General features: G+C 73.1%; 30 protein-coding genes and 1 riboswitch. Of the genes, 12 read left to right on the top strand and 18 right to left on the bottom strand.

Annotation, left to right across the window (positions count from 1 at the left end; translation table 11 throughout):
- Positions 1-17: 17 nt before the first annotated feature.
- Both ABGA99_RS08695 and ABGA99_RS08690 read right to left on the bottom strand, forming a co-directional pair.
- Entirely contained in the window at positions 18-605 is a 588-nt protein-coding gene (locus ABGA99_RS08695; RefSeq protein ID WP_347576729.1) for an isochorismatase family protein, read from the bottom strand.
- A 93-nt stretch (positions 606-698) separates the two neighbouring features.
- The gene (locus ABGA99_RS08690; protein WP_347582439.1) at positions 699-2021 is read right to left on the bottom strand and encodes a nicotinate phosphoribosyltransferase; all 1323 of its coding nucleotides are present in this window, start codon (positions 2019-2021) and stop codon (positions 699-701) included.
- A 137-nt stretch (positions 2022-2158) separates the two neighbouring features.
- Here ABGA99_RS08690 and clpS point away from each other — a divergent pair, with 137 nt between their 5' ends.
- From clpS to ABGA99_RS08675, 3 genes are all read left to right on the top strand, one after another.
- Complete coding sequence (gene clpS / locus ABGA99_RS08685) at positions 2159-2467, top strand: ATP-dependent Clp protease adapter ClpS (protein WP_018834043.1); 309 nt, start codon at positions 2159-2161, stop codon at positions 2465-2467.
- Positions 2467-3066, top strand: coding sequence for a DUF2017 domain-containing protein (locus ABGA99_RS08680; RefSeq protein WP_347576727.1), 600 nt, complete (start codon positions 2467-2469; stop codon positions 3064-3066). The genes clpS and ABGA99_RS08680 overlap by 1 nt, the downstream gene beginning before the upstream one ends.
- A 111-nt stretch (positions 3067-3177) precedes the next feature.
- Entirely contained in the window at positions 3178-4608 is a 1431-nt protein-coding gene (locus ABGA99_RS08675; protein ID WP_347576726.1) for an amino acid permease, read from the top strand.
- Between the two features lie 49 nt (positions 4609-4657).
- Here ABGA99_RS08675 and ABGA99_RS08670 read toward each other — a convergent pair whose 3' ends face one another.
- The 5 genes from ABGA99_RS08670 to ABGA99_RS08650 all read right to left on the bottom strand — a co-directional run bounded on the left by ABGA99_RS08670 (position 4658) and on the right by ABGA99_RS08650 (position 7223).
- Entirely contained in the window at positions 4658-5608 is a 951-nt protein-coding gene (locus ABGA99_RS08670; RefSeq protein WP_347576725.1) for a cysteine synthase, read from the bottom strand.
- Positions 5608-5886: a MoaD/ThiS family protein gene (locus ABGA99_RS08665; protein WP_347576724.1), complete on the bottom strand. Its 279-nt coding sequence runs from the start codon at positions 5884-5886 to the stop codon at positions 5608-5610. Before ABGA99_RS08665 ends, ABGA99_RS08670 begins: the two co-directional genes overlap by 1 nt.
- 112 nt (positions 5887-5998) lie before the next feature.
- Positions 5999-6133, bottom strand: a complete 135-nt coding sequence (locus tag ABGA99_RS08660) for a putative leader peptide (RefSeq protein WP_347576723.1) — start codon at positions 6131-6133, stop codon at positions 5999-6001.
- 64 nt (positions 6134-6197) lie between these two features.
- Positions 6198-6650 (bottom strand): M67 family metallopeptidase, encoded by a 453-nt coding sequence (locus ABGA99_RS08655; RefSeq protein ID WP_347582438.1) that lies wholly within the window; start codon positions 6648-6650, stop codon positions 6198-6200.
- A 105-nt stretch (positions 6651-6755) separates the two neighbouring features.
- On the bottom strand, positions 6756-7223 hold the full coding sequence (locus ABGA99_RS08650) for a type II toxin-antitoxin system PemK/MazF family toxin (protein WP_347582437.1): 468 nt from the start codon (positions 7221-7223) through the stop codon (positions 6756-6758).
- A 198-nt stretch (positions 7224-7421) separates the two neighbouring features.
- On the opposite strand from ABGA99_RS08650, the gene ABGA99_RS08645 reads away from it, so the two are divergent.
- The 4 genes from ABGA99_RS08645 (at position 7422) to rdgB (ending at position 10068) form a co-directional block, all read left to right on the top strand.
- Positions 7422-8174 (top strand): MBL fold metallo-hydrolase, encoded by a 753-nt coding sequence (locus tag ABGA99_RS08645; RefSeq protein ID WP_347582436.1) that lies wholly within the window; start codon positions 7422-7424, stop codon positions 8172-8174.
- A gap of 141 nt (positions 8175-8315) precedes the next feature.
- Positions 8316-9074: a ribonuclease PH gene (rph, locus tag ABGA99_RS08640; protein WP_347576719.1), complete on the top strand. Its 759-nt coding sequence runs from the start codon at positions 8316-8318 to the stop codon at positions 9072-9074.
- A complete protein-coding gene (locus ABGA99_RS08635) occupies positions 9074-9460 on the top strand; it encodes a hypothetical protein (protein WP_347582435.1) in 387 nt (128 codons plus the stop codon). Before rph ends, ABGA99_RS08635 begins: the two co-directional genes overlap by 1 nt.
- Entirely contained in the window at positions 9457-10068 is a 612-nt protein-coding gene (gene rdgB, locus ABGA99_RS08630; RefSeq protein ID WP_347582434.1) for an RdgB/HAM1 family non-canonical purine NTP pyrophosphatase, read from the top strand. Before ABGA99_RS08635 ends, rdgB begins: the two co-directional genes overlap by 4 nt.
- A 64-nt stretch (positions 10069-10132) precedes the next feature.
- Here the strand turns inward: rdgB and ABGA99_RS08625 are convergent, their stop codons facing one another.
- Both ABGA99_RS08625 and ABGA99_RS08620 read right to left on the bottom strand, forming a co-directional pair.
- A complete protein-coding gene (locus ABGA99_RS08625; RefSeq protein WP_347576716.1) occupies positions 10133-10990 on the bottom strand; it encodes a fumarylacetoacetate hydrolase family protein in 858 nt (285 codons plus the stop codon).
- Between the two features lie 246 nt (positions 10991-11236).
- Positions 11237-12529, bottom strand: coding sequence for a DUF445 family protein (locus tag ABGA99_RS08620; protein WP_347582433.1), 1293 nt, complete (start codon positions 12527-12529; stop codon positions 11237-11239).
- 156 nt (positions 12530-12685) lie between these two features.
- Here ABGA99_RS08620 and ABGA99_RS08615 point away from each other — a divergent pair, with 156 nt between their 5' ends.
- From ABGA99_RS08615 to ABGA99_RS08605, 3 genes are all read left to right on the top strand, one after another.
- Complete coding sequence (locus tag ABGA99_RS08615; protein ID WP_347576714.1) at positions 12686-13222, top strand: TetR/AcrR family transcriptional regulator; 537 nt, start codon at positions 12686-12688, stop codon at positions 13220-13222.
- A 208-nt stretch (positions 13223-13430) separates the two neighbouring features.
- A complete protein-coding gene (locus ABGA99_RS08610) occupies positions 13431-14195 on the top strand; it encodes a hypothetical protein (protein ID WP_347582432.1) in 765 nt (254 codons plus the stop codon).
- 56 nt (positions 14196-14251) lie between these two features.
- Positions 14252-15562 carry an SGNH/GDSL hydrolase family protein gene (locus ABGA99_RS08605; RefSeq protein ID WP_347576712.1) on the top strand — a complete coding sequence of 437 codons (1311 nt, stop codon included), beginning with the start codon at positions 14252-14254 and terminating at the stop codon, positions 15560-15562.
- Positions 15563-15608: 46 nt separating this feature from the next.
- On the opposite strand, the gene ABGA99_RS08600 is transcribed toward ABGA99_RS08605, so the two are convergent.
- From ABGA99_RS08600 to ABGA99_RS08585, 4 genes are read right to left on the bottom strand one after another with little or no spacing between them, the layout of a single operon-like run.
- The gene (locus ABGA99_RS08600; protein WP_347576711.1) at positions 15609-16322 is read right to left on the bottom strand and encodes a DUF1707 domain-containing protein; all 714 of its coding nucleotides are present in this window, start codon (positions 16320-16322) and stop codon (positions 15609-15611) included.
- A gap of 10 nt (positions 16323-16332) precedes the next feature.
- On the bottom strand, positions 16333-17271 hold the full coding sequence (locus ABGA99_RS08595) for an ATP-binding cassette domain-containing protein (RefSeq protein ID WP_347576710.1): 939 nt from the start codon (positions 17269-17271) through the stop codon (positions 16333-16335).
- A gap of 33 nt (positions 17272-17304) precedes the next feature.
- Positions 17305-18072 (bottom strand): ABC transporter permease, encoded by a 768-nt coding sequence (locus tag ABGA99_RS08590; protein WP_347576769.1) that lies wholly within the window; start codon positions 18070-18072, stop codon positions 17305-17307.
- Between the two features lie 40 nt (positions 18073-18112).
- Positions 18113-18958 carry an ABC-2 family transporter protein gene (locus ABGA99_RS08585; RefSeq protein ID WP_347576709.1) on the bottom strand — a complete coding sequence of 282 codons (846 nt, stop codon included), beginning with the start codon at positions 18956-18958 and terminating at the stop codon, positions 18113-18115.
- A gap of 185 nt (positions 18959-19143) precedes the next feature.
- Between ABGA99_RS08585 and ABGA99_RS08580 the strand changes: the two genes are divergently transcribed.
- Entirely contained in the window at positions 19144-21360 is a 2217-nt protein-coding gene (locus ABGA99_RS08580; protein WP_347576708.1) for a transglycosylase domain-containing protein, read from the top strand.
- On the opposite strand, the gene ABGA99_RS08575 is transcribed toward ABGA99_RS08580, so the two are convergent.
- The 3 genes from ABGA99_RS08575 to ABGA99_RS08565 form a co-directional block, all read right to left on the bottom strand.
- Positions 21354-21674 carry a multidrug efflux SMR transporter gene (locus tag ABGA99_RS08575; RefSeq protein WP_347576707.1) on the bottom strand — a complete coding sequence of 107 codons (321 nt, stop codon included), beginning with the start codon at positions 21672-21674 and terminating at the stop codon, positions 21354-21356. The two genes, ABGA99_RS08580 and ABGA99_RS08575, sit on opposite strands and share 7 nt — an antisense overlap.
- 30 nt (positions 21675-21704) lie before the next feature.
- Positions 21705-21769: riboswitch (guanidine-III (ykkC-III) riboswitch) on the bottom strand.
- A gap of 65 nt (positions 21770-21834) precedes the next feature.
- Positions 21835-22137 carry a co-chaperone GroES gene (locus ABGA99_RS08570; protein WP_101426562.1) on the bottom strand — a complete coding sequence of 101 codons (303 nt, stop codon included), beginning with the start codon at positions 22135-22137 and terminating at the stop codon, positions 21835-21837.
- 55 nt (positions 22138-22192) lie between these two features.
- Complete coding sequence (locus tag ABGA99_RS08565) at positions 22193-22537, bottom strand: DUF3618 domain-containing protein (protein WP_347576706.1); 345 nt, start codon at positions 22535-22537, stop codon at positions 22193-22195.
- A gap of 102 nt (positions 22538-22639) precedes the next feature.
- Here ABGA99_RS08565 and bcp point away from each other — a divergent pair, with 102 nt between their 5' ends.
- A complete protein-coding gene (gene bcp, locus ABGA99_RS08560; RefSeq protein ID WP_347576705.1) occupies positions 22640-23119 on the top strand; it encodes a thioredoxin-dependent thiol peroxidase in 480 nt (159 codons plus the stop codon).
- Here the strand turns inward: bcp and ABGA99_RS08555 are convergent.
- Positions 23103-23747 (bottom strand): class F sortase, encoded by a 645-nt coding sequence (locus ABGA99_RS08555; RefSeq protein WP_347576704.1) that lies wholly within the window; start codon positions 23745-23747, stop codon positions 23103-23105. The genes bcp and ABGA99_RS08555 overlap by 17 nt on opposite strands.
- Positions 23737-24336 (bottom strand): hypothetical protein, encoded by a 600-nt coding sequence (locus ABGA99_RS08550; protein ID WP_347582431.1) that lies wholly within the window; start codon positions 24334-24336, stop codon positions 23737-23739. Before ABGA99_RS08550 ends, ABGA99_RS08555 begins: the two co-directional genes overlap by 11 nt.
- Positions 24337-24471 lie beyond the last annotated feature (135 nt).

Genomic DNA, 24471 nt, shown 5'->3' with positions numbered 1-24471 from the left:
TGAGAGCCCCCGCGGCGTCAGCCGACGACCGGCTTGCCCGTCAGCTCCACGCCCGCCGCCGCCAGCTCCCCCAGCGCCCGCTGCGTGCTGTCCTCGGCCACCCCCGCCGTCAGGTCCAGCAGCACCTGCGTGCGGAAGCCCTCCGCCGCCGCGTCCAGCGCCGTGGCCTTCACGCAGTGGTCGGTGGCGATGCCCACCACGTCGACCTCGGTGACCTCCCGGGCGCGCAGCCAGTCCGCCAGCGGCACACCGTTCTCGTCCGCTCCCTGGAAGCCGCTGTACGCCGCCGCGTACGCGCCCTTGTCGAAGACCGCCGAGATCGCGCCGGAGGCGACGGTCGGGGCGAAGTTCGGGTGGAAACCGACGCCCTCCGTGCCGGCCACGCAGTGCTGCGGCCAGGAGTGCACGAAGTCCGGGTGCGCCGAGAAGTGGTCGCCCGGCTCGATGTGGTGGTCGCGGGTGGCGACGACGTGCTGGTAGCCGGCGGTGGACCGGCCGATCAGGTCGGTGATCGCGGCGGCGACGTCCGCGCCCCCGGTCACCCCCATGCTGCCGCCCTCGCAGAAGTCGTTCTGCACGTCAACGACGATCAGTGCACGATGCATGGTGCGATGCCCTTCGTGAGTCGGCGTCGGACGGGCGGAGCGCCGGGGAGGCAAGCGCCGCACGTCCCGGTTCCCTGCCCGCTGGGACGGGCGTCATACGTACTCCGTCGGCAGGACCGGCTCGCCCCTGGAGAGCTGGGTGGCGGACAGCGGCAGCCCGTCCCTGGCCACGACGTGCCGGGCCCTGGCCTCGTCCATCGGCTCCCGGCCCACGACCTTCCCGCCGCGCACCAGCGGTACCAGCAGCTCCCGCCCCGCCAGCTCCCCCGGCACCTCCCCGGTGCCGATGACCTCGGCCTCCGCGACCCCGTACGCGTCCAGCCGCCGGGCCGCCCACTTCCGTCCGCCGATCGACGTCTTCCCGCCCGTGGACCGCTTCGCCACGGCCACCAGCGGCGCGTCCGGGGCGTCGGAGGCGGCGCGGGCCACCAGCTTGTAGACCATCGAGCACGTCGGGTGCCCGCTGCCGGTGACCAGCCGGGTGCCCACCCCGTACGCGTCCACGGGGGCGGCGGCGAGCGAGGCGATGGCGTACTCGTCCAGGTCGCTGGTGACGATGATCCGGGTCCGGTCCGCGCCCAGCTCGTCGAGCTGCTGGCGCACCCGGTGCGCGACCAGCAGCAGGTCGCCGGAGTCGATGCGCACCGCGCCCAGCTCCGGGCCCGCGACCTCGACGGCGGTACGGACCGCGGCGGCCACGTCGTACGTGTCGACCAGCAGCGTCGTCCCCACGCCCATGGACTCCACCTGCGCGGTGAACGCCTCCCGCTCGCTGTCGTGCAGCAGCGTGAAGGCGTGCGCGGCGGTGCCGACGGTCGGTATGGCGTAGCGGAAGCCGGCGGCCAGGTCGGAGGTGGAGGCGAAGCCGCCGACGTACGCGGCCCGGGAGGCGGCCACCGCGGCCAGCTCGTGGGTGCGCCGGGCGCCCATCTCGATCAGCGGCCGGCCGCCGGCGGCGACGGCCATCCGGGAGGCCGCGGCGGCGATGGCGGAGTCGTGGTTGAGGATCGACAGCACCACCGTCTCCAGCAGCACGCACTCGGCGAAGCCGCCCTCGACGCGCAGCACGGGGGAGCCGGGGAAGTACACCTCGCCCTCGGGGTAGCCCCAGATGTCGCCGGTGAACCGGAAGTCCGCGAGCCAGTCCAGCGTGGGGGCGTCGACCACGTCGTGCGCGCGCAGGAAGCGCAGCACCTCGGGCTCGAAGCGGAAGCTCTCCAGCGCGTCCAGGACCCGTCCGGTGCCGGCCACGACGCCGTAGCGGCGGCCCTCCGGCAGCCGGCGGGTGAAGGTCTCGAAGACCGAGCGCCGGTCGGCGGTGCCGGCGTGCAACGCGGCCTGGACCATGGTCAGCTCGTAGTGATCGGTGAAGAGGGCCGTCGAGGGGACGGTGACCGGCAGCTTCAGTTCCGACATGCACCTGATCCTACGCCCATACTCGTCACTCTGACGATTTCCGGTGTCCGAATGGCTGCGGCACCGCCCCGGGTGGCAGCATGGGGACCGTCAGGGCTGCGATCGCAGCCGGAGCTATCGAGGAGTTGCCGCCAACCGTGAGCGTCGCACCCACGGAGATCGAGCGCCCGGAGACCGTCGAGTCCCAGTCACCCGCGGCGGTGCCTGAACCGGACGTCCCCTGGGTGACGATCGTCCACAACGACCCGGTGAACCTCATGAGCTACGTGACGTACGTCTTCCAGGCGTACTTCGGATATCCGAGGGAGAAGGCCCGCAAGCTCATGATGGACGTACACACCAAGGGGAGGGCCATCGTCTCCAGCGGCAGCCGCGAGGAGATGGAGCGGGACGTGCAGGCGATGCACGGCTACGGCCTGTGGGCCACCCTCCAGCAGGACCGCTGATGGCAGGGCACTTCGAAGCGGTCCCGGGCGGCGGCGCGGCCGTCGCGCTGGACGAGCTGGAGATCTCCATCCTGCGCACCCTGACCGTGCAGTTGCTGGAGCTGATCGGCCCCGGCGACGCCCCCGCGGACGCCGCGCCCCACGCCGACCCGCTGGACGCGCTCTTCGCCGAGGGCCCCAGCAAGCCGCCGTCCGACCCGGCGCTGGCGCGGCTCTTCCCCGACGCCTACGGCGAGCCCGGCAAGGGCCCGGACGACGAGGAGCGGTCCCGCTCGGCGGAGTTCCGCCGCTACACCGAGCCGGAGCTGCGGGAGAGCAAGCGGGAGAACGCGCTGGCGGTCGTCCGCGGGCTCGACCTGCTGACCGTGCAGGGCGAGGGCGGCGCGGTGCTCAAGGTCGGCCCGGAGGAGTCGCGGCAGTGGCTCGCGACGCTGAACGACCTGCGGCTGGCCATAGGCGCGCGGCTCGACATCCGGGACGACGACGACGGCGAGGTGCTGTTCCGGCTGCCGGACGAGGACGAGCGCAAGCCGATGGTGATGGCGTACCTGTGGCTGGGCGGGCTGCAGGAGACCCTGATCGAGACGCTGATGCAGTAGGCCCGCGGGCCCCCGCCGCGGGGGCCCGTTCGGGGGAATGCGTACATAATCACCCTTTTCCCGTGGTAAAGCTGCAGCCGGGGGACTGCACGGGAAAGGGCACCACTCCGCATGACCACTGCGAAGGGCCCGGAGGACGGCGCGGCGACGTCCTCCGACGAGGGCTACGAGCGCGGCCTCGGCAGCCGCCAGATCCAGATGATCGCCATCGGCGGTGCCATCGGAGTGGGCCTCTTCCTGGGCGCCGGCAAGATCATCGAGAAGGCCGGCCCCAGCCTGATCTTCCTGTACGCGCTCGCCGGCGTCGTCATCTTCTTCATCATGCGGGCCCTGGGCGAACTGCTCCTCTACCGCCCCGTCTCGGGCAGCTTCGCCGAGTACGCCCGCGAGTTCCTCGGCCCCTACTTCGGTTACGTCACCGGCTGGACGTACTGGCTGATGTGGGCCGTCACCGGCATGACCGAGCTGACCGCCGCCGCCATCTACATCAACTACTGGTGGCCCGTCATCCCGCAGTGGGTCAGTGCGCTCGGCTTCCTCGTGCTCCTGTTCGGCGTCAACCTGATCTCGGTGAAGATCTTCGGCGAGCTGGAGTTCTGGTTCTCGATGGTCAAGGTCACGGCGATCATCGGCATGATCGTCATCGGCGTCGGGGTCCTGACCCTCGGCTTCTCCGCCGCCGGCTCCACCGCCACCACCACGAACCTCTGGAGCCACGGCGGCTTCTTCCCCCACGGCATCGGCGACAGCCTCATGACCCTGCAGGGCGTGATGTTCGCCTATCTCGCCGTCGAACTCGTCGGCGTCACCGCGGGCGAGAGCGCGAACCCCGAGAAGACCCTGCCCAAGGCGATCAACACGCTGCCCTGGCGGATCGTCGTCTTCTACGTCGGCTCTCTGATCGTCATCCTGTCGGTGGTCAGGTGGACTGAGTTCAGCGAGGGCATCAGCCCGTTCGTCGCCGCCTTCGGCAAGATCGGCATCCCCCTGGCCGCGGGCATCGTCAACTTCGTCGTGCTCACCGCGGCCCTGTCGTCGTGCAACTCCGGCATGTACTCCACGGGACGCATGCTGCGCGCCCTGGCCGCCAACTCCGAGGCGCCCAAGGTCTTCGGCCGGCTCAGCACGCGCCGGGTGCCCGCCGCGGGCATCGCCTTGTCGGTCGTGGTCATGTCCGTGGGCGTGGCGCTCAACTACCTCGTCCCGGAGAAGGCGTTCGGGTACGTCATGTCCGTGGCCACCGCCGCCGGCATCTGGACCTGGGCGATGATCCTCCTCAGCCACATCCGCTACCGCCGCGCGGTCGTCGCCGGCCGGCTGCCCGCCTCGTCGTTCCCGGCGCCGGGCGGGGTGGTGTGCAGTTGGCTCGCGCTGGTCTTCCTCGCCTTCGTCACCGTGCTCACCGCACTGGACGCCGACGCCCGCGTCTCGCTGTACGTGGGTGCCGGCTGGGCGGTGCTGCTGTCGGGCGGCTGGGCGCTCAGCCGGCGGCGGGCCGCGGCCCGGGAGGCGGGACCGGAGTACGTCGCGGGGGCGCAGTAGGCCGTCGCGCCCCCGCTCCCGCCGCGCGCCCGGCGCGTACGCCCGCGGGCTACGCCCAGAGCTGGCCGTGCAGCGCGGCGACGGCCTCCTCCGTGGTCTCCGCGGTGTAGATGCCCGTCGACAGGTACTTCCAGCCGCCGTCCGCGACGAGGAACGCGATGTCCGCGCTCTGTCCGGCCCGTACCGCCTTGCGGCCCACGCCGATCGCGGCGTGCAGCGATGCCCCGGTGGAGATGCCCGCGAAGATGCCCTCCTCGCGCAGGAGTTCGCGGGTACGGGTCACTGCGTCCTCGGAACCGACGGAGTAGCGGGTGGTGAGCACCGACTCGTCGTACAGCTCGGGGACGAAGCCCTCGTCGAGGTTGCGCAGCCCGTAGACGAGATCGTCGTAGCGCGGCTCGGCGGCCACGATCTGCACGTCCGGGCGCTGCTCGCGCAGGAACCGGCCGGCGCCCATGAGCGTGCCCGTGGTGCCGAGGCCGGCGACGAAGTGGGTGATCGACGGCAGGTCGGCGAGGATCTCGGGGCCGGTGGTGGCGTAGTGCGCACCGGCGTTGTCGGGGTTGCCGTACTGGTAGAGCATCACCCAGTCCGGGTGCTCGGCGGCCAGTTCCTTGGCGACCCGTACGGCCGTGTTGGAGCCGCCGGCCGCGGGGGAGGAGATGATCTCCGCGCCCCACATGGCGAGCAGTTGGCGGCGCTCCGCGCTGGTGTTCTCCGGCATCACGCAGACGATGCGGTAGCCCTTGAGCCTGGCCGCCATGGCCAGCGAGATGCCGGTGTTGCCCGAGGTGGGCTCCAGGATCGTGCAGCCGGGGGTGAGCCGGCCGTCCTTCTCCGCCTGCTCGACCATGAACAGCGCCGGGCGGTCCTTCACGGAGCCGGTGGGGTTGCGGTCCTCCAGCTTCGCCCAGATCCGCACCTCGGGGGCGGGGGAGAGGCGGGGCAGATGGACCAGGGGCGTGTCGCCGACGGCCGCGAGGGTGCTCTCGTAGCGCATCAGACCGAGCCGCCGGCGACGGCGGGCAGGATCGTCACGCTGTCGCCGTCGGTGAGCTTGGTGGCGATGCCGTCGAGGAAGCGGACGTCCTCGTCGTTGAGGTAGACGTTGACGAAGCGGCGCAGGTCGCCGCCGTCGACCAGGCGCGCGCGGATCCCGGTGTGCCGGGACTCCAGGTCGTCGATCAGCTCGGCCAGCGTGGTGCCGTCGCCCTGGACGGCCTTCTCGCCGTCGGTGTAGCTGCGGAGGATGGTCGGGATGCGGACCTCGATGGCCATTTCGGGGCTCCTGTGGGATGCGGGGAGTCGGGCTGCGGGCGCGGGTCGGCCGCGCCGCAGGCGGGCGGGGACGTACGCGGCCGGGGCTGCCGGACGCCCGGGTCGCCGGGTGTCAGGCGCGGCCGGCCGCGCGGGGTGGCGCGGACGGACAGGCGGCGCTGGCGAGACGGCAGAGGTCGACGTGCAGACGGGCGACGAGCAGCACCTGTCGGCCCGGGGATCTCCGGGTCACGTCGTGGACAACCATGGGCTCATCGTATCGATTCCCCGTCCGCGTGCCGGATCGCCGTTCCATGATGCGGACCGCGGTCTCAGGGTGCGGGGACGTCGTCGTACGAGCCGGTCACGGTGACGTCCTCCTCGGTGATCACGCCGTCCACGATGCGGAACGAGCGGAAGGAGACGGGCCCTTCGCCGTTGCCGGACTCGGCGGTGGAGACCAGGACGTAGTGGGCGCCGGGCTCGTTCGCGTAGGAGACGTCGGTGCGGGAGGGGTACGCCTCGGTGGCGGTGTGCGAGTGGTAGATCACCACCGGCTCCTCGTCACGGTCGTCCATCTCCCGGTAGAGCCGGAGCAGGTCCTGCGAGTCGAACTCGTAGAACGTGGGCGAGCGGGCGGCGTTGAGCATGGGGATGAAGCGCTGCGGCCGGCCGTCGGCGGGCGCCGGGGCCGGGCCCGCGACCACGCCGCACGCCTCGTCGGGGTGGTCCTTGCGGGCGTGGGCGACGATCTGCTCGTACAGCTCCTCCGTGATGGTCAGCATGGCCGCAAGGATGACATGGCCGCGGAGGGCTTACCTCGTACGTTCCGAACGCTGAGACGAATCCGTTCGGATGCCGGGCGGGTGGAGGGGTTCCGGCGGGCGGCGTCAGGTGTCGGACAGGTGGCGGACCCTGTCCCACACCGCCGGGTCCACCGGACCGGCCTTGCGGCGGAGATCCCCGACGTTCACCTCGTGCAGCTCGTCCGTCTCCAGGAACGCCGGGCGGTCCTCGCCGTCGCCGGTGGCACCGGGCGGCAGCGGGATCGCGCCTGGCCGCCCGCCGTCCCTGCGGGTGGTGATCCAGGCCACCGTCACCGTCCCGTCCGCGGTCTTCAGCACCAGGCAGGGCCGGTCCTCGCCGTCCGCCGTCTCCGCGTTCCCGTACGGCACGAGGACCCACCACACCTCGCCCGGCCGCGGCTCGGGCGCCGGACCCGCGCCCGGCTCACCGCCGCTCTCCGGCACGGGCGGTCGCCGGTGCGCGCGCCGCACCCGCCCGAAGCTGTCCACCAGCCCGGCGATCACGGCCAGCACCACCACGGCCACGACGGCCGGCCACCACGAGGCGTCCATGTGCCCGATCGTAGATGCCGCCCGCGTGCGCGGGCGGCATCGCGCAGGTGGGCCCGCGGGCCGTACCCCGTCGCCATACTGGTGATTCCGCCCACAACCGGGATGGCCGGGGACCGCTGCGGTCCGTCCCGGCTTACCCTCGGCAGAGCCGGCGGGGCATCGTCGCCCCGTCCCGACCGTGCCGGAGGTCCTTCCCCGATGAAGCTCACCGTCGTCGGTTGCTCGGGCTCGTTCCCGTCCGCGGAGTCCGCGTGCTCGAGCTACCTGGTCGAGGCGGAGGGTTTCGCGCTCCTGCTCGACATGGGCAACGGCGCGCTGGGGGCACTGCAGCAGCACTGCGGACTGTACGACCTCGACGCCATCCTGCTGAGCCACCTGCACGCGGACCACTGCATCGACATGTGCGCCTACTTCGTCGCGCGCTACTACCGCCACGACGGCGGCCCCGCCGACGTGCTCCCCGTCTACGGCCCCAAGGGCACGGAGCAGCGGCTCACCACCGCGTACGCGGACACCCCCTCGGAGACGTCGATGAGCGAGGTCTTCGACTTCCGGGCGCTGGAGCGCGGCGCGTTCGAGATCGGTCCGTTCCGGGTGCACGCGGACCGGGTGAGCCACCCCGTCGAGGCGTACGCCTTCCGCATCGAGCACGACGGCCGCAGTCTCGTCTACTCCGGCGACACCGGCCCCTGCGGGGCGCTGACGGAGCTGAGCGCGGACACCGATCTGCTGCTCTGCGAGGCGGCGTTCACCCACGGCCGCGAGCAGATCCCGGACCTGCACCTCAACGGGCGCGAGGCGGGCGAGGCCGCCGCGGCGGCGGGGGTGGGGCGGCTGGTGCTGACGCACATCCCGCCGTGGACGGACCCGCAGGTCAACCTGCGGGACGCGAAGGGCGCGTACGGGGGTCCGGTCGAACTGGCGCGCGCGGGCGCGGTGTACGAGGTCTGAAGGGCCGGGACCGGCTCCGGGCCGCCGCGCCGGCCGCCGAGATCGAGGGCGTGAGGCAGCCGTCGGTACGGGCCGCGGGGGCCCGCCGGTCCGGGGCGGGGACGGGGGTCGGCCTTCATGCAGGGCCTATAGGCTCGTGGCATGGCTACCTCTGAGACCTCCGGCGGCTTCGGCCGTATCGACGGACGTACCCCCGCCGAACTGCGCCCCGTGGCGCTGGAACGCGGCTGGAGCATGCACGCCGAGGGGTCCGTGCTGGTGTCCTTCGGCGACACCCGGGTGCTGTGCACCGCCAGCTTCACCGAGGGCGTACCGCGCTGGCGCAAGGGCAGCGGCGAGGGGTGGGTCACCGCGGAGTACGCGATGCTGCCGCGGTCCACCAACACCCGGGGCGACCGGGAGTCCGTACGCGGCAAGATCGGCGGCCGCACGCACGAGATCTCCCGGCTCATCGGCCGGTCGCTGCGCGCCGTCATCGACTTCAAGGCCCTCGGCGAGAACACCGTCGTCCTCGACTGCGACGTCCTCCAGGCCGACGGCGGCACCCGTACCGCCGCCATCACCGGGGCGTACGTCGCCCTCGCCGACGCGGTCGCCTGGGGCCGCCGGAACAAGCTGATCAAGTCCAAGGCGACACCGCTGACCGGCACCGTGGCCGCCGTCAGCGTCGGCATCGTGGGCTCCGTGCCGCTGCTCGACCTCTGCTACGAGGAGGACGTGCGGGCGGAGACCGACATGAACGTCGTCTGCACCGGCGACGGACGCTTCGTCGAGGTGCAGGGCACCGCCGAGGGCGAGCCGTTCGCCCGCGCCGAACTCGACGCGCTGCTCGACCTCGCGGTCGGCGGCTGCGCGCAGCTCGACGAGCTGCAGCGCAAGGCACTGGAGGGAGACCAGTGATGGGGAAGAGGCTCTGGATCCGCGCGGGCGTCGCGCTCGCGGCGGGGGCCGCCGCGGTGACGCTCACCGGCGCGTGTGACGCGGTGAACAAGGCCATAGACTGCGGCCAGCTCGCCACCAGCATCGCCGCCGACGTCGACCAGTTGCAGCAAGCCGTCTCCGGCGCGGACGAGAGCCCGCAGGCCGCCGCCGACGCGCTCAACGAGATCGACAAGAACCTCGACGAACTCAACGACAAGACCGACGACGCCGACGTCGGCGCCGCCGTCGACGACCTCCAGCGGGCCGTCGACAACGCCCAGCAGGCCGCCGACCGCGGCGAGGTGCCCGACTTCCGGCCGGTCGGCGACGCCGCCGGCGAACTGACGAACGTCTGCACCCCGTGACCGCGCACCGCCTCGTCCTCGCCACCCGCAACGCGGGCAAGGTCACCGAACTGCGCGCCATCCTCGGCGAAGCGGGCGTCGACGCCGAACTCCTCGGCGCCGCCGACTTCCCCGACGTCCCGGACGTGCCCGAGACCGGCGTCACCTTCGCCGAGAACGCGCTCCTCAAGGCACACGCGCTGGCCCGGGCCACCGGGCTGCCCGCGGTCGCCGACGACTCCGGGCTCTGCGTCGACGTACTCGGCGGCGCCCCCGGCATCTTCTCCGCCCGCTGGGCCGGCCGGCACGGCGACGACGCCGCGAACCTCGCCCTGCTCCTCGGCCAGCTCTCCGACGTCGGCCCCGAGCACCGCGCCGCGCACTTCGCCTGCGCCGCGGCGCTCGCACTGCCGGACGGCACGGAGCGCGTCGCCGAGGGGCGGCTGGAGGGCACGCTGCGCTACGAGCCGGCGGGCACCGGTGGCTTCGGGTACGACCCGATCCTCCAGCCGCTCGGCGAGGACCGTACCTGCGCCGAGCTGACCCCCGAGGAGAAGAACGCCATCAGCCACCGCGGTAAGGCGTTCCGCGCGCTGGCCCCGGCGGTACGGGAGTTGCTCAAGGACTGAGCGTCGTACACGACCCGAGGGCGCCGCCGGATCCGTCCGGCGGCGCCCTCGGTGTGTGCTGCGCCTACGCTCCCTTGATCTCCTGCCGCTGCCGGCCGAGGCCGTCGACCTCCAGCTCCACCACGTCCCCCGCGCGCAGGTACGGCTTCGGCTCCGCCATGCCCATCGCGACCCCCGCCGGCGTACCGGTGTTGATCACATCACCCGGGTACAGCGTCATGAACCGGCTCAGATACCGCACCACATGGGCCACCGGGAAGATCTGGTCCGCCGTCGTGCCGTCCTGCCGCTTCTCGCCGTTCACCCACAGCCGCAGCCCCAGGGCCTGCGGGTCCGGCACCTCGTCGGCCGTCACCAGCCACGGGCCCAGCGGGTTGAACGTCTCGCAGTTCTTGCCCTTGTCCCACTGCCCGCCGCGCTCCAGCTGGAACTCGCGCTCGGAGACGTCGTGCGCCACGGCGTAGCCGGCGACAGCGGCCAGCGCGTCCGCGTCGGACTCCAGGTAGCGGGCCGTACGGCCGATGACCACCGCCAGCTCCACCTCCCAGTCCGTCTTCTCGCTGCCGCGCGGCACGAGCACCGTGTCCTCGGGGCCCACCACCGTGTCCGGGGCCTTCATGAAGAGGATCGGCTCCGCCGGGATCGCCGCGCCGGTCTCGGTCGCGTGGTCGTGGTAGTTCAGCCCGATGCACACGATCTTGCCGATCCGGGCCACCGGCGGACCCGTGCGCAGCCCCTCGGCGTCGAGCGCCGGCAGCTCGCCGGCCGCGGAGGCGTCCCGTACGCGGGCGAGCGCCGCGTCGTCGGACAGCAGCGCTCCGTCCACGTCGGACACGACTCCGGAGAGGTCCCGCAGGGTCCCTCCGTCGTCCAGCAGGGCCGGGCGCTCGCTCCCCGGCGGTCCGACACGCAGCAGCTTCATGTGATGACTCCCCTCTCCACGATCGATCGATCATCCGTTGCCCGCTGTTCGGTCCGCAAGACCCTGTTCAGCCCGTGGGACCCGGGTGGCGGTAGAGGCATGCGCCAGCGCGTGGCGGCGTCGAGGATGCGGAGCATCGGGGCCGTCCTCCCTTCCGTTCACCGTCGCGTACGCGGCGCACGCGGCGTCTGCGCGCATCCTCACGCGGCGCCGCCCCGCCCGGGCCGGGTGGCGACCGCCCCGCGCTCAGCCCGCGACCGCCCGGTACACCGTGTAGATGACCAGCCCCGCGAGCGAGCCCACCACCGTGCCGTTGATGCGGATGAACTGCAGGTCCCGGCCGATGTTCGCCTCGATCTTGCGCGACGTCTGGTCCGCGTCCCAGCCCGCGACCGTGTCCGAGATCAGCGACGTGATCTGGTGCTGGTACGTCGTCACCACATGCGTCGCGACGTCCTCCGCCCAGCCGTCGACCTTCGCCTGCAGCCGCTCGTCGGCCGCCATCCGCTGCCCGAACGACAGCAGCGCCGCCCGCGCCCGCAGCCGCAGCTCGCTGCGCTCGTCCTCGGCCGCGCCGACGATCATGCCGCGCAGCGACGTCCACGCCGCGGCGATGAAGTCCTGCAGCTCGTCGCGGGCCAGAAGCTCACCCTTGAGCCGCTCGACGCGCGCCCGGGTCGCGGTGTCGCCCTGGAGGTCGGCGGCGAAGTCCGAGAGGAACCGGTCGAGCGCGCCGCGCGCCGGGTGCTCCGGCGACTCCCGCATCTCGCCGATGAACCGCAGCAGTTCCTTGTAGACCCGCTCGCCGACCCGGCGGTCGACGAACCTCGGGGTCCAGCCGGGCGCGCCGCCGGTGACGGCCCCGACGACCGAAGGGCCGTTGAGGATCAGCCAGGACTCGGCGCGCTCGCAGACCAGGTCGACGACGCGGCGGTGGCCGTCGTCCGCGACGATCCTCTCCAGCAGCTTGCCGAGCCCGGGGCCGACCTCCAGGGCGGCGGCCCGGCGGTTGATGGCCTCGCCGACGACGGCCTGGACGTCGTGGTCCCGCAGGACGGTCAGCGCGCCGCGCAGCACGGTCGACGCCTCGGCGGTGACGCGGTCGGCGTTGGCGGGCTCGGCGAGCCAGCCGCCGACGCGGCTGCCGAGGCCGAGCGCGTGCAGCCGGCCGCGTACGACGTCGGCGGAGAGGAAGTTCTCGCCGACGAAGTCGCCGAGGCTCTGGCCGAGCTGGTCCTTCTTGGTGGGGATGATCGCGGTGTGCGGGATGGGCAGCCCGAGGGGCCGCTTGAAGAGCGCCGTGACCGCGAACCAGTCCGCCAGCGCGCCGACCATGCCCGCCTCGGCCGCCGCGGCGACATAGCCCGACCAGGCGCCGGCGCCGTTGTGCTGTGCCCAGCGCGCGAGGGTGAAGACCACGGCGGCGAGCAGCAGCAGGCCGGTGGCGATGGTCTTCATCCGGCGCACGCCGCGCCGCTTCTCCGCGTCGGCGTCCGTGTAGGCAAAGCCACCCGGTCCGTCCGCTGCCGGCAGATCCATCGCGCTCCGTCCGCTCACGCCGTTCCCTCAGGGGCCATTGTCCCCGGGCTCGTCACCATCTTTCACTTCAGGAACGGACCACGGGTTCCCGGTGTCCCCGGAGCGGGCGGGCGACCGCCTTCGTCACTTTACCTTCCGGTTGGTAAAGTTACTGCCATGCGACCCAGCTCCCGCACCCAGATCCTCGAAGCTGCCGTCCGCGTGGTCGAACGGGCGGGAATCACCGCCCTCACGCTCGACGCCGTCGCGGCCGAGGCCGGGCTGACCAAACCCGGGCTGATGTACCACTTCCCCAACCGCGACGCGCTGCTGCTGGCCATCCAGCGGCACCTGACCGAGACCCTGGACGGGCATCTCCGCGCCGAGCTGGGCAAGCCGTTCGAGGAGGCCACCGCCCGCGAGCGGGCCGCGGCCTACGTGCGGTGCTGCGGGCAGAGCGGCGGGACGGCGGACTTCGTCTTCATGGTCGCGTCGGCGACCCGGCCGGAGCTGGCGCGGATCTGGGACGAGTTCGCGGACCGCTGGGCGCCCGAGCCGTCCGGCCCGGACCCGGAGGCGGTCGACCTGTTCCTGGCCCGGCTGGCGGCGGACGGGCTGTGGCTGTCCCACGCCACCGCGCAGTCCACGCTCGCCCCCGAGGTGGCGGAGGCGGTGCACCGGCGGCTCGCCGCGCTGACCGACCCGGCGTCCTGAGGTCCGCCCCCCACGTACGTACCCAGGCGATCAAGGAAGGCGCGCGGCCGGAGCCGGAACCGCTGCACATCGGGGCGGCGCTGCTCGTCTCCGCCGCCGGGTTCACCGTCTTCGTACGCCGCCAGCGCACCCGTGCGTACCCGCTGATCGACTTCGCGCTCTTCCGCAACCGGCAGTTGCTCGCCGGGGCCTCGGCGCCGGACTGGCGATGTTCGCCACCGCCGGCGTCGAGCTGATCCTCGCCCAGCGCCTCCAGCTCGTGCCCGACCTCAGCCCTCTGCACGCCGGACTGGTGGTCGCCGGCTCGGCCATCGGCGCGATCCCGGCGGGCGTCGTCGTCGGCGGCCCGGTCTACCGCGTGCCCACGCGCCACCTCATCGGCGGTGGCCTGCTCGTCGGCGCCGTCGGCGTCGCGCCGACCCTTCTGCTCACGCCGGGCGCCGGCCCGCTGCTGGGCGCCGGGCGCGCCGCGGGCTGGGTCGTGCCCGCCGTGATCCTGACCGGCCTGGGGCTCGGCGCGGTCATGACCGCGGCCTCCGCGGCGATCACCGGCGGCGCGCCACCGCACCGGGCCGGCATGGCGTCGTCGGTCGAGGAGGTCTCGTTCGAACTCGGCAGCCTCACCGGCGTCGCCGTCCTGGGCAGCGTCCTGACCGCCGTCTACACCGCCACCGTCGACCTGCCCGCCGGCGCGCCCGGGACGGCCTCCGACAGCATCGACGAGGCCCGTGCCGTCGCCGGTGAACTCCCGCCGGGCGGCTCGCGGTCGCTGCTGGAGAGCGCCGCCTCGGCCTTCGACAACGGCTGTACCCTCACGCTGGTCGTCTCCGCGGCCGTGCTCGCCGCCGGCGGCATCACCGCCCGCCGCCTCCTCGGCCACCGCACCGCCACCGCCGCACCGGCGGAGGAGACACCCGGCGACGGCCCGGGCGGCACCGGGGCTGTGACCGGAACGTCTCCCTCCCCTCGCTAAGATGGCGGACCGCCGGAGACGGCGCGTACGACGAACTCGCGGGGGAGCAGGCTGACGTGACGAACAGGACGGGCTACGCCGTGCTCGCCGCCCTGGTGGCGGTCGTGGCGCTGCTCGTCGCCGGCGTGCACGCCGTCACCGACCGCCCCGACGCGCCCGTGCCCCCGGGCGCCGGCGGCAGGGCGGACGCCGCCGCCCCCGCGTCCGTCGGCGGCTGGGCCGGCACGTGGGCCGCCGCGCAGGCCGCGGCGGAGCCGGGCACCCGGGACGGCTTCGCGGGGATGTCCCTGCGCAACGTCGTGCACACCTCCATCGGCGGCGCCCGGGCCCGGATACAACTGTCCAACGAGTACGGCCGGACGCCCCTGACGCTCACCCGCGCCAGCGTCGCCGTCGCCGCCGGGGCCGGGGCCCCGGCGGCGCAGCCGGAGACGATGCGGCCGCTGACCTTCGCCGGCGCCGACGCGGTGACGATTCCCGCGGGCCGGACGGTGACCAGCGACCCCGTGCGGCTGCGGGTGCCGGCCGACACCGATCTGCTGGTGACGACCTACGCGCCGACGCCGGCCGGCCCGGTCACGTACCACCCGCACGCGCTGCAGACCTCCTACCTGGCCGCCGGCGACCACACCCGGGATGCCGAAGGGGCGGCGTACGACCGGGAGTTCCGGTCCTGGCGCTACGTCACCGCCGTCGACGTCTGGAGCGAGCACGCCACCGGCGCCGTCGCCGTCCTCGGCGACTCGCTCACCGACGGCACCACCTCCACCCCGGGCGCCAACCGCCGCTGGACCGACTACCTCGCCGTACGGCTGCGCGAGGAACCCGGCGCCCCGCGCTACGGGGTGCTCAACCTGGGGCTCAGCGGCAACCGGATACTCACCGACGGCGGCACGGAGTTCCCCGGCAACGGTCCCTCCGGGCTCCACCGCCTCGACCGCGACGTGCTCTCCCGCACCGGGGTCAAGGCCGTCATCGTCGAACTGGGCATCAACGACATCCTCAAGTCCCCCGGGACCGCCGAGGCGGACGCCATCGTCGCCGGGCTGCGCGAGACCGCCCGGCAGTCCCGCGACCGGGGCCTCAGGGTCCTCGGCGCGACGCTGATGCCGTTCCGGGGGCACCCGGCCTACACGCCGCGGGCGGAGCGCGTACGGCAGGAGGTCAACGAGCGGATCCGCGCGGGCGACGTCTTCGACGCGGTCCTCGACTTCGACGCCGCCCTGCGCGACCCGGACCGGCCCGCGCGCCTGCACCCCGCGTACGACTCGGGCGACCATCTGCACCTGACGGACCTGGGCTTCCACGAGATGGCCCTGACCCTGGACCCCGCGGACCTCAAGCCCCGCGCCCAGGCCGTGCTCTGACCCGCGGCCGGCCCGGGACCGGCCCTGGGCACGGCCGAGTCCCGTACTAGTCCAACCGCTTGCGGCGCTCCTCGCGCGCGAGGCGCCGCTCCTCCCTGGCCAGCCGCCGCTGCTCCCTGGCCGCCTCCGCCTCCGCGCGCCGGGCCGCCTTCGTCTTCTTCCGGCTCGTCCCCACGCCGCCCCAGAAGGCGAAGCCGGTGAGCGTGACGCGCGGGGCGCCGGGCCTGTGGGGGACGCCGGTCTGGGAGTGGTCGAAGCCGCCCATGACGCCGATGCCGCGCACCTCCAGCGCCATGTCCGGCGGCAGGACGACGTGCGCGCCGCCCATGAGGGCGATGCAGCGGATCTCCACCTCCGCCGTCTCGAAGTCCGCCTCGCGCAGGTCCAGTTCGCCGCCGCCCCAGAACGAGAACATCGTGAAGCGCCGCGGCACCGTCCAGGCCCCCTTGCGCTGGAAGCCGCTCATGATCGCGATGCCCCGGTGCGACGTCGCCCGGCCGCCGATGCGGCCGGCCCAGCCGGACGCCGGGGCCGCCGGGGCCGCCTCGCGCGGGGCGAGCGCGGCACCCGCGGCGGGCAGGTCGCGGGTGAGCGGTGCGAGCTGGGCGTAGGTCTTCGCCCGGTACGTCTCCTCCAGCCGCTCCTCGAACTCGTCCATGGCGAGCCGGCCCTCCGCCAGCGCGTCACGCAGGATGTCGGCGACCCGCTCCCGGTCGGCGTCCGAGGCGCGCAGCTCCGGCAGGTGCTCATCGCTCGTCATGGCACCGAGCCTATGCGTACATGCGGGCGATGACGTCCTCGATGTCGGGCTCCCGCACCGAGAGGTCCACCAGCGGCCACCGCGCGGCCACCTCCGCGACGAGCGGCGCCGCGCTGGCCCCCGCGGGGAACGCGAGCCACTGCCGCGGGCCTTCCACCTTCACCGTGCGGCAGCCCGCGACGTCGATGGGCGGCAGCTCGCGCTCCAGGTCGACGACGAGCATCCGCTCGCTCTCGCCGACCGCGTGCAGCCCTTCGAGGCCGCCGTCGTACATCAGCCGGCCGTGGTCGATGACCATGACGCGCTTGCAGAGCTGCTCGATGTCGGACAGGTCGTGCGTGGTGAGCAGCACCGTCGTGCCGCGCTCCGCGTTCAGCTCGCGCAGGAACTCCCGCACCTTCGCCTTGCTCAGGACGTCCAGACCGATCGTCGGCTCGTCCAGATACAGCACCTCGGGGTCGTGCAGCAGGGCGGCGGCGATGTCGCCGCGCATCCGCTGGCCCAGCGAGAGCTGCCGCACCGGCACCTCCAGCAGGTCGCCCAGGCCCAGCAGTTCGGTGCAGCGCTCCAGGTTGTCGTGGTAACGCTCGTCGGGGATGCGGTACATGCGGCGCATCAGCCGGTACGAGTCGAGCAGCGGCAGGTCCCACCACAGGGTGGTGCGCTGGCCGAAGACGACGCCGATCCGCCGGGCCAGCCTCGTCCGCTCGCGCGCCGGGTCGATGCCCGCGACGCGCAGCCGGCCGCCGCTGGGGGTGAGGATGCCGGTCAGCATCTTGATGGTGGTGGACTTGCCCGCGCCGTTGGGGCCGATGTAGCCGACCATCTCGCCGCGGGGCACGGAGAAGCTGATGCCGCCGACGGCGCGCACCTCGTGCCGCGAACGGCGCAGCCGGCCCGCCCGGCGGCGTACGACGAAGACCTTCTCCAGGTCCTCGACCTCGATCACTGGCCCCTCCTTCGCGTCGTGTGCACCGTCGCGTCAGCTTCCCGTGCTGCGGTATCCGCGCAGCCCCGTACGCCACGCCAGCCCGGCCAGTGCGCAGCACGCGGCGGCCACCAGCGGCGAGGCGAAGTCCACCCAGCCGGGCAGGCCCAGCGGGTCGTCCCGGCCGAGCACGCGCAGGGCGGGCAGCCAGTTCACGAACGCCAGCGGCACGACGAACGTCACGCCGCGCACCAGCTCCTTGCTGAAGATCGTCGGCGGGTACTGGGTCAGCGTGTTGCCGCCGTACGTGAAGGAGTTCTGCACCTCGGCCGCGTCCGTGGCCCAGAACTGGAACGCCGCACCGCACGCGAACACCGCCCCGTAGATCGCCGCCCCCGACAGCACCATCACCGGGATCAGCAGCACCGCGACCGGCGTCCACGCCACGCCGTCCAGTGCCGTCAGCGACCAGGCCAGCACGATCAGCCCCTGCAGCACCCGCCCGATCCGGCGCAGCGCGAAGCGGTCGGCGGCTATCTGCGCGAACACCGGCACCGGCCGGACCAGCAGCGTGTCCATCGTGCCGTCGCGGATCCGGCGGCCGACCCGGTCCAGGTTGCCCAGCAGCAGGTCGGCCAGGCCCAGGGAGGTGGAGGTGGTGCCGTAGAGGAGCGCGACCTCGGCGAAGGTGAAGCCGCCGAGCACGTCGGTGTGCGAGAACATGATCGCGATCGCGGCGAAGTCGGCGGCGGTCATCAGCAGGTTGCCGAGCGCGGTCATGGCGAACGACATGCGGTACGTCATCGTCGTACGCACCCACATGGCGACGATCAGCCCGTACCCCCGCACCCCCGCGGACAGGTCAGCCACCCTGCACCACCACCTTGCGGGTCGCGACCGCCTGCATCGCCCGCCCGGCGGCCAGCAGCGCCACCGCCCACACCGCCTGGAACGCCAGCGCCCCGGCGAGGCCCGCGCCGGTGTGCCGGCCGAGCAGCACGTCGGCGGGGACCTGGAGCATCGCGGCCCAGGGCAGTACCTGCGCGATGTCGCCGAAGGCGCCGGGGAAGACGGTCAGCGGCAGCAGGGTGCCCGACAGGAGCATCGCCACCAGCGAGTTCATCAGGTTGATCCCCTGGCCGTCGAGGAGCCAGAACGCGGTGAGGCCGACCAGGTAGCGGATGGCGAAGCTCACCAGGCAGCCCAGCGTCACGGAGAGCAGGAAGAGCAGCCAGGTGTGCGCCGCCGCGGGCAGCGCCAGCTCGAATGCCAGCGCGCCCACCGCCAGCGGCACGACGCCGCGGCCGAGCAGTTGGAACGCGGCCCGGCCCAGGTCGTGGGCGCACCACCAGAGCTGCAGGTCCGCGGGCCGGTAGAGGTCGACGGCCACGTCGCCGGAGCGGATGCGCTCCTGCAACTCCTCCTGGAAGCCGTAGCCGAGGAGGGCGGCGGGTGCCAGCAGCGCCTGGCCGATCCAGACGAAGGTGAGCGCCTGCGCCTGGTCGTAGCCGCCGAGCTGGGGGCGCTCGTGCCAGAGGGCGACGAAGGTGTACGCCAGGATGAAGCCGAAGACGGTGTTGGTGAAGACCCCGGCGGCGGTGGCCGCGCGGTACGTCGAGAACCGGCGGAAGCCGCCGGCCGCCACCAGCCCGTACAGCCGCAGGGCCTGCACGGCGGGCGCGTTCCGCAATGACTCCGCACCGCGCATGCCGCCGCCACCCCCGCTCTCCCCAGGGGACTCCGCCGATGAGCCCCGCGCACAAAGGCCCCGACTTTAGTCCAGACGGGTTGAGCCCCGCGACCGGTTATCCACACCTCCCTGAAATCTGCATCCTTAATGACAAACTGCTCGCAAGTGTCATATCGGATGAGATCGATCCCCACGGACGGCAGATGAGCCACACGGAGATGCGACAGGGCACCCGGAGCTTCGGCCCCCAGGCGGAGCCGGAGGACGACGACGCCACGGAGGTCGCACCGGCGCCCCCGCCCGCCCCGCCCACCGACCGGCCCGCCCCGCCCCGCCGGCGGCGTACGTACCGCAGGACCTGGTGGAAAGTGCTGCTGGGCGCCGCGATGCTGACCGTGGCGCTGGCCTCCGGGGCGTTCGCCGTCGGCTACCTGGCCGTCGACATCCCGCGGCCGAACGACATGGCGACCGCCCAGAGCAACCACTACTTCTACGCCGACGGCTCCAAGCTCGCCGACAAGGGCGAGGTCGACCGCGAGAGCGTGGAGTTGCGGCGCGTCCCCGACCACGTGCGGATGGCCGTCCTCGCCGCCGAGGACCGCGAGTTCTACTCCGACTCCGCGGTCAACCCGATGGCGATGGTCCGGGCCGGCTTCAACACCCTGACCGGCAAGGGCACCCAGTCGGGCTCGACCATCACCCAGCAGTACGTGAAGAACTACTACCTCGACCAGGCGCAGACGATCAGCCGCAAGCTCCGCGAGGCGTTCATCGCGATCAAGCTGGACCGCGAGGTCACCAAGGACGACGTCCTGGAGGGCTACCTCAACACCAGCTACTTCGGCCGCAACGCCTACGGCGTGCAGGCCGCCGCCCGGGCGTACTACGACAAGGACATCGAGGACCTGACCGTCGCCGAGGGGGCGTTCCTCGCGACGCTGCTGCAGGCCCCGAGCACGTACGACGTGGCCGTGCACCCCGACAACCGGCCCGCCGCCGAGGCCCGCTGGAACTACGTGCTGGACGGCATGGTCAAGGAGGGCTGGCTCGCGCCCGGCAGCCGCGGCAGCCTGAAGTTCCCCGTGCCGGAGCCGTCCCGGCTCGACCCCGGCCTGTCCGGGCAGCGCGGCTATCTCGTCGAGGCCATCAACAGCTACCTGACCGAGCACCGCATCATCGACGAGAAGACCCTCGCCGCCGGCGGCTTCCGCATCGTCACCACGCTCCAGCCCCAGAAGCAGGACGCCTTCGTCGGCGCCGTCGAGGAGCAACTGACGTACTACCTCGACCCGGAATCCCACCCCGCCGACGCCTACGTGCGCGTCGGCGGCGCCTCCATCGACGTCGCCAGCGGCAAGGTGGTCGCGCTCTACGGTGGCACGGACTACACCCAGCAGTACGTGAGCAACGCCACCCGCCGCGACTACCAGGCCGGGTCCACCTTCAAGCCGTTCGTCTTCGCCGCCGCCGTGCAGGAGAAGGCGAAGAACTGGGAGGGCAAGCGGATCACGCCGCGGACGATGTACGACGGCGACACCGACCGCCGGGTGATCGGCAAGAAGGGCAAGGCACTCCGCTACGCGCCGAGCAACCAGGACGACGTCTCGTACGGCCGCCTCACCGTCGCCGACGCCACCAACGAGTCGGTCAACTCCGTCTATGCGCAGATGGCCCAGGACGTCGGCCCCAAGAAGGTCCGCGGCACCGCCGTCCGCCTCGGCCTGCCCTCCGGCACCCCGGAGCTCAAAGCCCACCCCTCCATCGGCCTCGGCACCGCCACCCCCAGCGCGCTCGACCTTGCGCAGGCGTACGCCACGCTCGCCGGCCACGGCGACCACGGCGGCTACCGGCTCGTGGACAAGCTCAGCCGCAACGGCGAGATCTTCCAGCTCCCGCCGCGGCGCCCGCACCCCGTGGTCTCCCGTACGGCGGCGGACGCGACGACCGCGATGCTGCAGAGCGTCGTCGAGAACGGCTCCGGCCAGGAGGCGCAGATCGCCGAACGCCCCGCGGCCGGCAAGACGGGCACCGGCGAGCACGACCGCTCGGCGTGGTTCGCGGGCTACACCCCGGAGCTGGCGACGGTGGTCGGCGTCATGGGGCAGGACCCGGAGACGGGCGCGCAGAAGTCGCTGCACGGGGTGCTGGGGGAGGACCGGATCAGCGGCGGCGGGGTGCCGGCCAAGATCTGGGGCGCGTACACGCGCGACGCGCTGTGGGACGTGCCGGCGAGCGACTTCGACCTGGAGGTCGGCCACCGGCAGCGGATGCCGTACACGCCGCCCCCGGTGCCGGAGCCCGAACCCCTGCCCGTCCCCGCCCCGGCGGCGCTCCCCGTGCCCCCTGCGCCGCCGGTACCCGAACCCGCGTCGCCCGTGGGCGCGGCACCGCCGGTGCCGCAGGGTTACGGGGATCAGTGACCGGACGTCGCCTTCAGTCCGACCACCGCGACCAGCAGCAGGGCGACGAAGAACACCCGCGCCACCGTCGCGGGCTCGCCCAGCACCACCATGCCGAGCAGCGCCGCGCCGCCGGCGCCGATGCCCACCCACACGCCGTACGCGGTGCCGATGGGCAGGGTCTTCGCGGCCTGGGCGAGCAGCATCATGCTGGCGGCGATGCCGACGACGGTGAACACGCTGGGCCACAGGCGGGTGAAGCCTTCGGTGTACTTCATGCCGATCGCCCAGCCCACTTCGAGCACACCGGCGACGAGCAGCAGAACCCAGGCCATGAGACGGACCTCCGTAGTCGGACTGACGGGGGTGCGTCGTCTTTGCGTGACCCGGTACGGCGCGTCTCGTCGGGTTGCTCCCACCGTAGCAAGCCGCCGCGGAAGACCGCCGGGGTGCCGCTGCGTCCCGGGTGCGCGGGGCCGGTCAGGGAGGCGGGCGCTACAGGTACAGGCCCGTGGAGTCCTCCGTGCCCTCCAGCCGCTCCGAGGCGACCGCGTGCAGGTCGCGCTCGCGCAGCAGCACGTACCCCACGCCCCGCACCTCGACCTCGCCGCGGTCCTCCGGGTCGAACAGCACCCGGTCCCCCGGCTCGACCGTCCGCACGTTCTGCCCCGTGGCCACGACCTCCGCCCAGGTCAGCCGGCGGCCCACGGCCGCGGTGGCGGGGATGACGATGCCGCCGCTGGACCGGCGCTCGCCCTCCGCGGTGTCGGTGCGGACGAGTACCCGGTCGTGGAGCATCCGGATGGGCAGCTTGTCGTGGGGCGTATTCACGGACTCGACGGTACCCGCGCCCCTAGCGGCGCCGTCGCCTGCCCCGGGACTTCCCCGGCCGGCGCGAGCCCAGCGCCAGCAGCCCGGCCACGGCCAGGAGGGTGACCGCGACCGGCACGATGCGCTCCATCCGGGGGGCGCCGTCGGGCGAGACGAGCACGCCGCGGGCGTTGTCGACGGCGCGGTTCGCGACCACGAACGCCTGCCCGGCGGTGCGGTCCACCGCGCCCTTCGTACGGGCCCTGGCCTCGTCCACCAGGTTCTTGGGGCTTACCCGCAGCGAGATCTCGTCGAGCGTCGCGGCGAGATCCTGCCGCCGGCGGGCGATGTCCGCCTCGATCTGCGCGGGAGTCCTGCCGTCCGACACCGCGGTGCCTCCGTCCTCGCCGTCCGTCTGCTTTTCGACAGTCTGTCAGCCGTTACGCTCGGGTGCGACATCCGCCCCGCACCGAGGAGTAGGGAAAGCACCATGAGCGAGCGACTGCAGCCCGGCGACACGGCCCCCGACTTCACCCTGCCCGACGCGGATGGCAAGGATGTGTCCCTCGCCGACCACCGCGGCCGCAAGGTCATCGTCTACTTCTACCCGGCCGCCCTCACCCCCGGCTGCACCAAGCAGGCGTGCGACTTCACCGACAACCTCGACGTGCTCGCCACCGCCGGCTACGACGTCATCGGCGTCTCGCCCGACAAGCCGGCGAAGCTGGCGAAGTTCCGCGAGAAGGAGTCGCTGAAGGTGACGCTCGTGGGCGACCCCGACAAGGCGGTGCTGGAGGCGTACGGCGCCTTCGGCGAGAAGAAGCTCTACGGGAAGACGGTGACCGGCGTCATCCGCTCCACCGTCGTCGTGGACGAGGACGGCAGGGTCGAGCGGGCGCTGTACAACGTCAAGGCCACCGGTCATGTCGCAAAGCTCCTCAAGGATCTCGACGTCACTTCGCCTGTGTGAGATAGCCGGAGACCACCAGGTTGCCGGTGTAGCTCCTGGCCGTCGACTCGTACGCGCCGCCGCAGGTGAGCAGGCGGATCTCGGCCCGGCCGCGCTGGTGCTGCCCGTAGACGCGCTGGGCGTCGAAGTCGTCCTTGCCGACGGTCTCCACCCGTTCCACGGTGAACACCGCCGTCCGCCCGTCCGCGCGCGTCACCGTGACCTCCTCGCCGGGGCGCACGTCGCCCAGTCGGTAGAACACCGCCGGCCTGGCGCGGGTGTCCATGTGCCCGACGAAGACCGCGACGCCGGCCGCGCCGGGCCGTGCCCCGCCGCGGTACCAGCCGATCTCGTTCGCGTTGCCGAACGGCGGCGCCGCCACCGCGCCGTCGCCGTCGAGACCGCGGCTGATCACCGGGCCCTCGACCCCCACCGACGGGACCGCGACACCCGCGGGCGCCGATCCGGGCAACGGGCGGGCCGCCGGGGGCCCGTCGCGGAGCACCTGCGCGGCGGCGGCACCGTCGGAGACCGCGCCCTCGCCCGCGCCGTCGCTCAGGTCGCGGCCCCAGAGCGCCAGACCGAGCAGGAGCACGGCCCAGGCGGCGGCGGTGACGAGGCCGGGGCGGCGGGCGGGCTTATCGGCCATCGGGGGTGCCGCCGCCCGGTCCGGCCGCGGTGCCGCGCGTCCGGCGGCGTACGAAGGTGAGGGCCAGGACCGCCGCGCCGCCGCCGACGAGGGCGAGGGGCAGGGCGGGCACGGAGCCGTCCTTCGCCCGCGCCTGCGCCTGCTGTGCTTCCTTCGCCTTCTCCGCCGTGCCGCCGCCGCCCGCGGTCACCGGCGACCAGGGCTGGTGGTGCCAGTTGTTCTTCCAGTGGTCGGGGCGCTCGTGCCGCTCCTCCACCACCACCCGGCCGCTGGCCACCCGCCGGCCCCCGTCGCAGTCGACCCACACCGGGTACGTACCGGCCCGCACGGTCCACTTGATCTTCCCGCGCCCGGTGAGCCCGCCGACGTTCTCCGGCCGCAGGTTCACCGGCGCTTCGAACGCCTCCGAGTTCGCCGAGGCGACATCGCCCCGGCAGGCGCCGGTGCTCACCTGGACCGGGTCGCCGCGCTGCACGCGGTACGGGGTCACCGTCACCTCGCCCTGCGCGAACGCGTCGGTGGCACAGGAGACGGCGCCGCCGCCCGTCAGCAGAAGCACGGCGGCGAGGCAGACACGGACCGGGCGCATGGGACCTCCGGGAGCTCTCACTCCCAGGGTCGCGACGCGCTCGGTCCGCGCATCCGCAGGGCGGCGGCACTACGCCGATCCGGTCCCCGCACACCCGAACGGCGGGTACGTGTGTGCCCGCCGCGCGCTCCCGCC

Origin of the sequence: Streptomyces sp. B5E4, assembly GCF_039871555.1 — a bacterium.
Taxonomy (GTDB): Bacteria; Actinomycetota; Actinomycetes; order Streptomycetales; family Streptomycetaceae; genus Streptomyces.
Note: the sequence above shows the minus strand (reverse complement) of the source record. Positions and strands in the feature narration are given on the sequence as shown.